Source organism: Extensimonas soli, assembly GCF_029211265.1.
Classification (GTDB): Bacteria; Pseudomonadota; Gammaproteobacteria; order Burkholderiales; family Burkholderiaceae_C; genus Extensimonas; species Extensimonas soli.
This window is the reverse complement of the sequence record NZ_JARGEL010000006.1, coordinates 124,603-134,474: the sequence shown is the minus strand read 5'-3', so window position 1 is coordinate 134,474 and position 9,872 is coordinate 124,603. Positions and strand designations below refer to the sequence as shown.

At 64.4% G+C, this 9,872-nt stretch carries 10 protein-coding genes and 3 tRNA genes; 3 read left to right on the top strand and 10 right to left on the bottom strand.

The features are described 5' to 3' along the window. Positions 1-508 precede the first annotated feature (508 nt). The 9 genes from PYV55_RS01545 to folC form a co-directional block, all read right to left on the bottom strand. A tRNA-Asp gene (locus PYV55_RS01545) sits at positions 509-585 on the bottom strand. Positions 586-640: 55 nt separating this feature from the next. After that, a tRNA-Glu gene (locus PYV55_RS01540) sits at positions 641-716 on the bottom strand. A 52-nt stretch (positions 717-768) separates the two neighbouring features. Continuing rightward, positions 769-844: transfer RNA gene (locus tag PYV55_RS01535), tRNA-Ala, on the bottom strand. A 63-nt stretch (positions 845-907) separates the two neighbouring features. Further along, positions 908-2,329, bottom strand: coding sequence for a glutamate--tRNA ligase (gltX, locus tag PYV55_RS01530; RefSeq protein WP_275848617.1), 1,422 nt, complete (start codon positions 2,327-2,329; stop codon positions 908-910). Between the two features lie 37 nt (positions 2,330-2,366). Continuing rightward, positions 2,367-3,872: an amidophosphoribosyltransferase gene (gene purF, locus PYV55_RS01525; RefSeq protein ID WP_275848615.1), complete on the bottom strand. Its 1,506-nt coding sequence runs from the start codon at positions 3,870-3,872 to the stop codon at positions 2,367-2,369. Between the two features lie 62 nt (positions 3,873-3,934). Continuing rightward, positions 3,935-4,423: a CvpA family protein gene (locus tag PYV55_RS01520; protein ID WP_275848613.1), complete on the bottom strand. Its 489-nt coding sequence runs from the start codon at positions 4,421-4,423 to the stop codon at positions 3,935-3,937. A 24-nt stretch (positions 4,424-4,447) separates the two neighbouring features. Beyond that, complete coding sequence (locus tag PYV55_RS01515; protein WP_275848611.1) at positions 4,448-5,356, bottom strand: SPOR domain-containing protein; 909 nt, start codon at positions 5,354-5,356, stop codon at positions 4,448-4,450. 22 nt (positions 5,357-5,378) lie between these two features. Then, entirely contained in the window at positions 5,379-5,528 is a 150-nt protein-coding gene (locus tag PYV55_RS01510) for a hypothetical protein (RefSeq protein ID WP_275848609.1), read from the bottom strand. Between the two features lie 12 nt (positions 5,529-5,540). Beyond that, positions 5,541-6,896: a bifunctional tetrahydrofolate synthase/dihydrofolate synthase gene (gene folC, locus PYV55_RS01505; protein ID WP_275848607.1), complete on the bottom strand. Its 1,356-nt coding sequence runs from the start codon at positions 6,894-6,896 to the stop codon at positions 5,541-5,543. A gap of 57 nt (positions 6,897-6,953) precedes the next feature. Between folC and PYV55_RS01500 the strand changes: the two genes are divergently transcribed. From PYV55_RS01500 to PYV55_RS01490, 3 genes are all read left to right on the top strand, one after another. Further along, entirely contained in the window at positions 6,954-7,340 is a 387-nt protein-coding gene (locus PYV55_RS01500) for an arsenate reductase (protein WP_275848605.1), read from the top strand. A 199-nt stretch (positions 7,341-7,539) separates the two neighbouring features. Then, positions 7,540-7,752, top strand: coding sequence for a 30S ribosomal protein S21 (gene rpsU, locus PYV55_RS01495; RefSeq protein ID WP_091813978.1), 213 nt, complete (start codon positions 7,540-7,542; stop codon positions 7,750-7,752). Between the two features lie 136 nt (positions 7,753-7,888). After that, entirely contained in the window at positions 7,889-8,350 is a 462-nt protein-coding gene (locus PYV55_RS01490) for a GatB/YqeY domain-containing protein (protein ID WP_275848600.1), read from the top strand. A gap of 20 nt (positions 8,351-8,370) precedes the next feature. Here PYV55_RS01490 and pmbA read toward each other — a convergent pair whose 3' ends face one another. Continuing rightward, positions 8,371-9,747, bottom strand: coding sequence for a metalloprotease PmbA (gene pmbA / locus PYV55_RS01485; RefSeq protein ID WP_407066749.1), 1,377 nt, complete (start codon positions 9,745-9,747; stop codon positions 8,371-8,373). Positions 9,748-9,872: the final 125 nt, after the last annotated feature.

Genomic DNA, 9,872 nt, shown 5'->3' with positions numbered 1-9,872 from the left:
GCTTTGTAAGTTGGGCTCGTTGTTCCTCGGTCAATTCAACTTTGGGGGCTACCCGCATGGCCTGGCTCCTTTTGGGGATCATCGTGGATCGATGGAATCCCAGCCGGATTTTAAGCTACATTAAGAATCAAACACTACACTAGGCGCATCGCGGCTGGCTTGCAGCGCATAGGCCTGGTCGTCCTGGATGAGCGGGGCCACAAGGGGTGCACACCTTCATCGCACCGCCGCCGCATTTACGCCACCTCGCGTTGATCACAAGAGCTTCATGGTTTCATGCCCGCTCGCCCTGCTTGGCAGCGCCTTCTATGCGGTTCTTGTCCATCGGCTCACGATTTACACCCCACGCTTTCTTCCCGCTCTTCCCGCGCTCGGTTGCCCTTGCGAAGTTGCGCTTCGCTTTGCTCGCCGTGACCAGCTCGCAGCGGGATTTGCACCCGCAGGTGTGCGCCCATGCTGGGCGCATCAACAAAAAAGCCCGTTGAAAATCAACGGGCTTTTGCAACTATGGCGGAGTGGACGGGACTCGAACCCGCGACCCCCGGCGTGACAGGCCGGTATTCTAACCAACTGAACTACCACTCCGCGTCGGTACAGCGTTTGCTTCATTTCTTGCGAAACGAGCCAAGTGCTGCAAACTTGGCGACCCTACGGGGATTCGAACCCCGGTACTCACCGTGAAAGGGTGATGTCCTAGGCCTCTAGACGATAGGGTCAAACCTGAGGAACCGAAAAACTCTTTACAGCCCAGCCGAGCTGTTTCTGACTTGGTGGAGGTAAGCGGGATCGAACCGCTGACCTCTTGCATGCCATGCAAGCGCTCTCCCAGCTGAGCTATACCCCCTTGGCAACTTCAAGCATTGTGTGCTTGTCGTCGTCATCAGAGCCTCGCATTATATACCCAGTTTCAGCGATTGCTCAATCTCGCGAGAACTTTTTCACGCCCCAGCAGTTCCAGCATGGCATCGACCGAGGGGGTGTGGGCCGTGCCCATGGTCAGCACGCGCACCGGCATGGCCAGCTGGGGCATTTTGAGGCCATGGCGGGCAAGCACCTGCTTGAAGGCCGCGCCGACCTCCTCCTTGTTCCACGCGCATGCGGCCAAGGTCTGCGCCAAGTCTTCGAGCGCAGGCCAGATGGCTTGGGTCACGTGTTGGGCGCGGTCGCTCTCCGTAGGCGAGACCTCTGCATAAAACCTGAATGCCCAATCAGCGAGCGCCACGGTCGTGTCGCAGCGGTCTTTGAAGAGCGCACAGATGCGCGGCAAACGGCCATCGGCGAGGTCGGCAGGCGCGATGCCACGCTGGGTGAGCTGCGCGGCGACGAGCTCTGCCAAGGCCTCGTCGGCCATCGCCTTGAGGTGCTGGGCATTGACCCAGCGCAGCTTGGCCTCGTCGAACTGCGCGGCGCTGCGGCTCAGGTGCTCGAGGTCGAACCACTGCAAGAACTGCTCGCGCGTGAAAATCTCGTCGTCGCCATGGCTCCAGCCCAGGCGCGCGAGGTAGTTGATGATGGCATCGGGCAGATAGCCTTCGTCGCGGAATTGGGTCACGGGCTTGGCGCCGTTGCGCTTGCTCATCTTCTCGCCGCGCTCGTTGAGCACGGTGGGCAGATGCGCGTAGGTGGGGGGCTCGTGCCCCAGCGCGCGGAAGATGTTGATCTGCCGCGGCGTGTTGTTCACGTGGTCGTCACCGCGAATCACGTGTGTGATGCGCATGTCGAGGTCATCGACCACGACGCAAAAGTTGTAGGTGGGCGTACCGTCGGGGCGCGCGACCACGAGGTCGTCGAGTTCTTCATTACTGATCTCGATACGCCCCTTGACCTTGTCGTCCCAGGCGACCACGCCGCCTTGCGGATTCTTGAAGCGCAGCACGGGCTGCACGCCCGGCGGTATAGGCGGCAGTACCTTGCCCGGCTCGGGGCGCCAGGTACCGTCGTAGCGCGGCTTTTGCTTGGCCGCGAGCTGCTTCTCGCGCAGCGCGTCGAGTTCGGCCACGCTCATGTAGCAAGGATAGACATGGCCCGCGGCCTGCAGCTGCGCGAGCACTTCCTTGTAGCGCGGCATGCGCTGCATCTGGTAGTAGGGCCCCTCGTCGGGCTCCATGCCCAGCCAGTGCATGCTCTCGAGGATCACGTCCACGGCGGCCTGCGTGGAACGCTCCAGGTCCGTGTCCTCGATGCGCAGGATGAACACCCCGCCTTGCGAGCGTGCGAACGCCCACGGGTAAAGCGCCGAGCGGATGTTGCCCAGATGGATGAACCCCGTGGGTGACGGGGCGAAACGGGTGCGCACTTGCGCGCGAGGGGAAGAATTTGGTGCGGTCATTGCAAAGGATTTCAGGGCCACGAGGAATCGATGAGGGTCAGGCTTCCTGCGCGTTGGGCAGCGCCAGGCGCGAACTGTCTGCGCCGCCCTCCTCCGTCTCGACACGGCCCTCATTCAGGCAGGCGATGGTTTCGGGTGTGACATCGCCGGTCACGTACACGCCATCGAAACAGGAGGCGTCAAATTCCTGTATCGCCGGATTCAGCGAGCCTATGGCCTTTTTCATGCCGTCCACGTCCTGGTAGATCAGCGCGTCGCAGCCGATGATCTGGCGCACCTCTTCGACGGTGCGGCCATGCGCGACCAGCTCGTTCGACGTGGGCATGTCTATGCCATACACGTTCGGATAGCGCACGGGCGGCGCTGCGCTGGCCATATAGACCTTGCGTGCGCCGGCCTCGCGCGCCATCTGCACGATTTCTTTCGAGGTGGTGCCGCGCACGATCGAGTCATCGACGAGCAACACGTTACGCCCTTTGAATTCGCTCGCGATGGCATTGAGCTTCTGGCGCACGGACTTCTTGCGCACGCTCTGCCCCGGCATGATGAAGGTACGCCCCACGTAACGGTTTTTGACGAACCCCTCGCGGTACGGAATGCCGAGCAAGTGCGCAAGCTGCGTCGCGCTCGGGCGGCTCGATTCGGGAATCGGGATGATGACGTCGATTTCGTTGGGCGGCACGGTGGACACCACACGCTTGGCCAGCGCCTCGCCCAGGTTCAGGCGCGCCTGGTAGACCGAGATGCCATCGAGCACAGAATCGGGCCGCGCAAGATAGACGAACTCAAAGATGCAGGGATTGAGCCGCGGCGCATCGGCGCATTGGCGTGCCAGAACCTGTCCTTCGAGGGTGATGAACACGGCTTCGCCGGGCTCGATGTTGCGCTCGAAAACATGCGAGGTGCCTTCGAGCGCCACCGACTCGCTGCCCACCATCACGGTGCCATCCTGGCCGCGCCCCATGGCCAGCGGGCGGATGCCATGCGGGTCCCGAAAGGCCAGCATGCCATGCCCGGCAATCATCGCGATCACTGCATAAGAGCCGCGCACACGCCGGTGCACCGCACGCACTGCCGTGAATACCGCTTCGGGCGTGAGCGGCGCGCCGTGCGTGGCGCGTTCGAGCTCGTGTGCCAGCACGTTGAGCAGCACCTCGGAGTCGCTCTCGGTGTTGATATGCCTATGGTCGGTCTGGAAAAGCTCGGTGCGCAAGGCGCGCGCGTTCGTCAGGTTGCCGTTGTGCACCAACACAATGCCAAAAGGCGCGTTGACGTAAAACGGCTGGGCCTCTTCTTCGCTGAAGGCATTGCCCGCGGTGGGATAGCGCACCTGCCCCAGGCCCACGTTGCCCGGCAGCGCGCGCATGTTGCGCGTGCGAAACACGTCGCGCACCATGCCCTTGGCCTTGTGCATGTAAAACTTGCGCCCTTGCTGGGTTGCGATGCCCGCGGCATCCTGGCCACGGTGCTGCAGCAGCAGCAAAGCGTCATAGATCAGCTGATTGACGGGCTCGGTGCTGACGACGCCCACGATTCCACACATAGTTCAGTTCCATCCCTTCGCGGGCAGGGCCGCAAAATATTTCTGGCTCTTCCAAAAGCCCATCAGGGCGGCAGATGCCGCCCCCAATCTTGCGGCAAAACAGGTTTGACCTGGCTCAACATGCTGCTGAGCAAGGGCGCACTGTACGAGGCCCGCCACCAATGCGCTTCGTGCACGGGCGTCCAGGCGGCCAGCACCGCCAGGATCAGCAGCAAGACCACACCACGCAGCGCGCCGAAGGCGACCCCGAGTGTGCGATCCACCGGGCGCAAACCCGTGGCATGCACCAGCTTTTGCATGCCCCAGGCCACGAAGCCACTGGCAAACACCGCCACGATCAGCACCAGCACGAAACCCACGGCATGGCGCACGCTGCTTTCGGTTTCGGCAAAAGGCAGAAGGAGGGCAGCGTCGGCCGCAAAGCGCTGGGCCAGCCAGAACGCAAGCACCCAGCCCAGCACCGACAGCGCTTCGAACACCAGTCCGCGCCCAGCGCCTAGCAGCATGGACACGAGCAGTACCGCCAAGCAAAGCCAGTCGAGGGCCGCCATCATGCAAACCTTTGCCCGCCCAGATTACAGGCCCAGCACCGACGCCGACAGGCCGAGGCCGTGGATGCGTGCTGCCGCCTTGTCGGCCTCGGCCTTGCTCGCAAACGGCCCGACGCGCACGCGCGTGCGCTTGCCGTCTTTGGTGTCCAGCACCTGCGTGTAGGTCTTGAGCCCGGCGCGCTCGAGTTTGGCCCGCACCTCGCGCGCCTTGTCGGCGTCGGCAAACGCGCCGACCTGCACGATGAAGCGGGCCGCATCGCTTGGCCCGGCCGCCGCGGCAGTCTTGGCCGCAGACGAGCCGCCGCCGCCTTCGAGCAGGGCGCGCACGCGCGCCGCTTCGTCGGGCGCGGACTTGCGCTGCGGCGCCGCGGCAGCGGCAGGTTTGGTCTCTGGCTTCGCCTCGTGCACGGAGGCAGGCTTGGCCTGCTCTTTCTTGCTGGGCGCGGTGGGCCCTTCGGTGCGACCGGCCGCCTGCGGTTTGACCGATGGCGGCAGCGGGGCCGAGGATTTTTCTGCTGGCCTGGCAGCGGGCGCATCTACAAGTTCTTCGCCTCGGCCCAAACCAGCCGCTGCGGATACAGAAGAAGCACCGGCGGCTTTATCGGGCGCAGAATCCTTGGCGAAGGCTGGCGGCTGCGATGCGCCTGTGAGTGGGGTTTGCGGCGACGCGGGCGCCGGCACGACGAGCGGGGCCGCTTTGTTGCGATCAGGAATTTCGATCGGGATGTCCGCAGCCACGGGGCGCGGCTGGGTGTCGAAAAGCAGCGGAAAACCGATCACCCCCAGCAACACCAGCACGGCAGCGCCGATAAGGCGGTGGCGCGCCCGTCGGCGCATGGCCTCGACGCTCTCGGCCGCACCAGCGCGCGAGCGCTGCGCGGGCTTGTCGTCCTGCGCGTCCTGGCCGGGCCAGCGAATCTTGAATAATGCCATGGAGGTGCACCGTGGGCGTGGGTCAAACAGGCTCAGAGGCTGAGAGTTTTTCGGCCGCGGCCGAAAGGCGCATCAAAACGCCACCGATCGAGGCGCAAAGCGCAGCCATAGCGCAGGCTATGGCGAGCATTTGCAACGACAAGCGGGGTGTTTTGGTGTGCAAGGCGGCCATGGACGAATACTCTCAGCCTCTCAGAACCTGTTCAGAGTCCGCATTCGCACTGTCGGCGTGGCTCATATGCAGCCGCGGCACGCCGTGCACCAAGACGCCGCCCACCGTGTAAAAGGAACCAAAGACGACGATTCTATCAACCGGGTCTGCCGCGGCAGCCGCCGCGTGCAAGGCCTGCAAAGGATCGGGATGCACGCTGCTGGGCACGGGCCGATGCCCTGCTGCGCCCTGCCAAGCCTGCCATTGCTGCTGCAAGGCCGCCGCCGAAGCGGCGCGTGAGGTGGGCAGGTCGGTGAAATACCAGTGATCGATCAGCGGCGCCACCTTGGCGAGCATGGCCGGCAAGTCTTTGTCGGCCATCGCACCGAAGACCGCATGCGTGCGCGGAAAGAAACCCATCGCATCGAGATTCGCCGCCAGCGCGGCCACCGAATGCGGGTTGTGCGCCACGTCGAGCACCAGCGCAGGCTGCCCCGGCACGACCTGGAAGCGCCCGGGCAATTCGACCAGCGCCAGGCCGTTGCGTATGGCCTGCGCCGTCACGGGCAGGCGCTCGCGCAGCGCCGTCAGCGCGGCCAGCACGCCCGCGGCATTGAGCAACTGGTTCGCACCGCGCAGGGCCGGGTACGCGAGGCCCGTATAGCGGCGCCCGCGCCCGGCCCAACTCCATTGCTGTTTGTCGCCGGAGAAGTTGAAGTCGCGTCCCAAAAGCCACAGGTCGGCGCCGATTTCGCGCGCATGGTCGAGCACGCTTTGCGGCGGCACGGGGTCGCTGAGCACCGCAGGGCGCCCCGTGCGCAGGATGCCGGCCTTTTCGCGCCCTATGCTTTCGCGGTCGAGCCCGAGGTATTCGGTGTGATCGAGGTCTATGCTCGTGAGGACGGCGCAGTCAGCGTCGATGATGTTGGTGGCATCGAGCCGCCCGCCCAGGCCCACTTCGAGTATCGCCACATCGAGCAGCGACTGGCTCAGCAGGCGCAGGATGGCAAGCGTGGTGAACTCGAAATATGTGAGCGATATTTCATCGCCGTGTTGCACTCTGGCGCGCTCCACCGCTTCGAAGTGCGCTATCAAGTCTGATGACTTGACAGCTTCGCCATCAACGCGGCAGCGCTCCTCGAAGTGCACGAGGTGCGGCGAGGTATAGACGCCCGTGCGATAACCGGCCTGCAGCGCGATGGCCTCGAGCAGCGCGCAGGTCGAGCCCTTGCCGTTGGTGCCCGCGACAGTGATCACAGGGCAGTCGAAGCGCAAGTCCAGCCGCTGCGCCACGGTGCGCACGCGCTCCAGGCCCAGTGCTATGGTTTTTGGGTGCAACTGCTCACAATGGCGCAGCCAGCCTTCGAGCGTGTGAATGGGAGTTTGCATGGGAGTTTGCATGGGCGGGGATTGTCGCCCAGCCCCGCTTGGCGCATGATTCCGGGCATGCAAAAACCGCACACCATTCACATTACCGTGTTCGGCATCCTGGCCTGCACCAGCGTCAAAAAAGCGCGCGCCTGGTTGGACGAACAGGGACTCGCGTACGACTTTCATGACTTCAAGAAGCAAGGAGTCCCACCCGAGCGCCTGGACGCCTGGCTGCACGCCGTGGGCTGGGAAAAGTTGCTCAACCGCCAAGGCACGACCTGGCGCAAGCTCGACCCCGCAGTCCAAGCGGCCGTGCACGACGCTTCGAGCGCGCGCGAGCTGATGCTGGCACAACCGAGCATCATCAAACGCCCCGTGTTCGAGTGGCAGCAAGATGGCTCCATGCACATCAGCGTGGGCTTCGTGCCCGAAGTCTGGCAGGCGTGGCGTGTGAAGGCTTAGGAGCCTGACACAAAGCGCACCGGTGAAGACGCACGCAGGAAGACGCGAGCACATTTTCAGCCGTTATAATCCCAGCCCTTTGCTGGCAAAGCCCTGTCGGCCAATACTAGTTCGAGACGGGGCAAAACCGCCGCGCATGGCTTGCAGGCCCGATCTTCCTGCACACCCTCTGCGGGCATCCATTGGAAACCATTAGCTAATGACCACCATCCGTGTAAAAGAGAATGAACCTTTCGAGGTTGCACTGCGCCGCTTCAAGCGCACCATCGAAAAGCTGGGCCTGCTGACCGACCTGCGCGCGCGCGAGTTCTACGAAAAGCCCACCGCCGAGCGCAAGCGCAAAAAGGCGGCTGCCGTCAAGCGCCACTACAAGCGCGTGCGCAGCATGCAGCTGCCCAAAAAGCTGTATTGATCGGCCATGTCGATCGGCTCTCTGAGGCTCTGATCGACTGATACTGCGGCAGTAGTCCGCTCGCAAACCCGCGCTTTGGGACGCCAGGCGCGGGTTTCGTTTTTTGCCTTTTCTTTTTTCCTGCCAGGAGAACGCCATGTCCCTCAAAGACCAGATCACCGAAGACATGAAGGCCGCGATGCGCGCCAAAGACAGTGCACGCCTGGGCGCCATCCGCCTGCTGCTTGCCGCGATCAAGCAAAAAGAGGTCGATGAACGCATCACGCTCGACGATGCCGCCGTGGTCGCCGTCGTCGACAAGATGATCAAGCAGCGCAAGGACAGCATCGCCGCCTTCGAGCAGGCGGACCGCCAGGACTTGGCGGACAAAGAAAAAGCCGAACTCGAAGTGCTGCAGGCTTATTTGCCCGCACGCCTCTCGGCCGAGGAGGTACAGGCTGCGGTGCAGGCCGTCGTGGCCGAGGTCAGCGCCGAGTTGGGCCGCAAGCCAGGCCCGGCCGATATGGGCAAGCTCATGGGCACGGCCAAGGCGCGCCTTGCGGGCAAGGCCGACATGGGCCAGGTTTCGGCCGCGGTCAAGGCCGCGCTGGCCGGCTGAATCGCCACGGCATCGCAGCCTCAGCTGCCCGCCACCTTCATGCGACGGAGCAGCAACGAACCCACGGTCTTGGCGCCAAGGTTGTAGGCGTCAGCGCCCACGGCGACGATGTCCTTGAACATCTCCTTGAGATTGCCGGCGATGGTGATCTCTTGCACCGGATAGGCAATCTGGCCGTTTTCGACCCAAAAGCCGCTCGCGCCGCGCGAATAGTCGCCCGTGACGTAGTTCACGCCCTGGCCCATGAGCTCGATCACGAACAGGCCGGTGCCCAATTTTTGCAGCATGGTGACGAGGTCGTCGCCGGGCTGCGTGAGGCGCGAGCGCAGCGTCAGGTTGTGCGAGCCGCCCGCATTGCCCGTGGTCTTCATGCCGAGCTTGCGCGCCGAATAGCTGCTGAGGAAGTAGCCCTGCACGCGCCCATCCTCGACGACCTGGCGCGGCGCCACGCATACGCCCTCATCGTCGAAAGGCACGCTGCCCTTGCCGCGCAGCACGAAGGGGTCTTCGTCGATCAGGATGTGGCGCGGGAACACCTGCTTGCCCAGCGAATCGAGCAAAAAGCTGCTGCGCCGGTACAGCGCGGCGCCGCTCACGGCTTGCACGAAGCTGCCGAGCAAGCCGGCCGCGAGCGGGGCCTCGAACAGCACCGGGCACTCGGTGGTAGGTATCTTGCGGCTGCCCAGACGGCTCAAGGCGCGCTCGGCGGCGTAGCGCCCCACGGCGCGCGGATCGGCGAGCTCGCGCGGATCGCGCATGGAGCTGTACCAGGCATCGCGCTGCATTTCGGCGTGCTTGCCGGGCAGCGCGGCGATGGGTGCGACCGCGACGCTGTGGCGCGAACTCGCGTAGCCGCCACGAAAGCCGTTGCTGTGCGCACTAAAAAAATGGCTTTGCTGCGCCGACACGCTGGCGCCTTCGCTGTTGGTGATGCGCGGGCTGGTCTCCAGCGCCGCGGCTTCGCAGGCGAGCGCGATGCGCGCGGCCTCGGCACTGTCTATGGGCCAGGGGTGGAACAGGTCGAGGTCGCGGTGCGTGCCGGGCGGGGCGATGTCTTGCGCGTCGGGCAAGCCAGCGTGCGGGTCTTCGGCCGTGAAACGCGCAATGTCGTAGGCCGCCTGCACGGTGCGCGCGATGGCCGCGGCGGAGAAGTCCGAGGTGCTCGCGTTGCCGCGCCGCTGGCCCATATAAACGGTGACCCCGAGCGACTTGTCGCGGTTGCGCTCGACGTTTTCGAGCGCGCCCTTGCGCACGCTGACCGACATGCCGCAGCCCTCCGAAGCCTCGGCTGCAGCCGCCGTGGCGCCGAGCTTTTTGGCGTGCGCAAGGGCCTGATCGACCAGGTCTTCGAAAAACGCGCGGCCGTAGCTGAAGCCCGCCTCCGGGCTGTTGGCCATGGCGGCGCCGGAAGACGATGCGGTACGCGAGGCTCGGGGGGAGCGAGTGGGGCGCGAGGCCCGGCTGGCAGGTGTTTTCATAGCGGCGGCTATGATACTTGCCAACGCTGCGGGCTGCCTTTGCC

Excerpts from the sequence above, each read along its gene's own strand:
- gltX (WP_275848617.1), bottom strand. The coding sequence starts at position 2,329 with ATGACCGCACCAAATTCTTCCCCTCGCGCGCAAGTGCGCACCCGTTTC.
- purF (WP_275848615.1), bottom strand. The coding sequence starts at position 3,872 with ATGTGTGGAATCGTGGGCGTCGTCAGCACCGAGCCCGTCAATCAGCTG.
- PYV55_RS01520 (WP_275848613.1), bottom strand. The coding sequence starts at position 4,423 with ATGGCGGCCCTCGACTGGCTTTGCTTGGCGGTACTGCTCGTGTCCATG.
- PYV55_RS01515 (WP_275848611.1), bottom strand. The coding sequence starts at position 5,356 with ATGGCATTATTCAAGATTCGCTGGCCCGGCCAGGACGCGCAGGACGAC.
- PYV55_RS01510 (WP_275848609.1), bottom strand. The coding sequence starts at position 5,528 with ATGGCCGCCTTGCACACCAAAACACCCCGCTTGTCGTTGCAAATGCTC.
- folC (WP_275848607.1), bottom strand. The coding sequence starts at position 6,896 with ATGCAAACTCCCATTCACACGCTCGAAGGCTGGCTGCGCCATTGTGAG.
- PYV55_RS01500 (WP_275848605.1), top strand. The coding sequence starts at position 6,954 with ATGCAAAAACCGCACACCATTCACATTACCGTGTTCGGCATCCTGGCC.
- rpsU (WP_091813978.1), top strand. The coding sequence starts at position 7,540 with ATGACCACCATCCGTGTAAAAGAGAATGAACCTTTCGAGGTTGCACTG.
- PYV55_RS01490 (WP_275848600.1), top strand. The coding sequence starts at position 7,889 with ATGTCCCTCAAAGACCAGATCACCGAAGACATGAAGGCCGCGATGCGC.
- pmbA (WP_407066749.1), bottom strand. The coding sequence starts at position 9,747 with ATGGCCAACAGCCCGGAGGCGGGCTTCAGCTACGGCCGCGCGTTTTTC.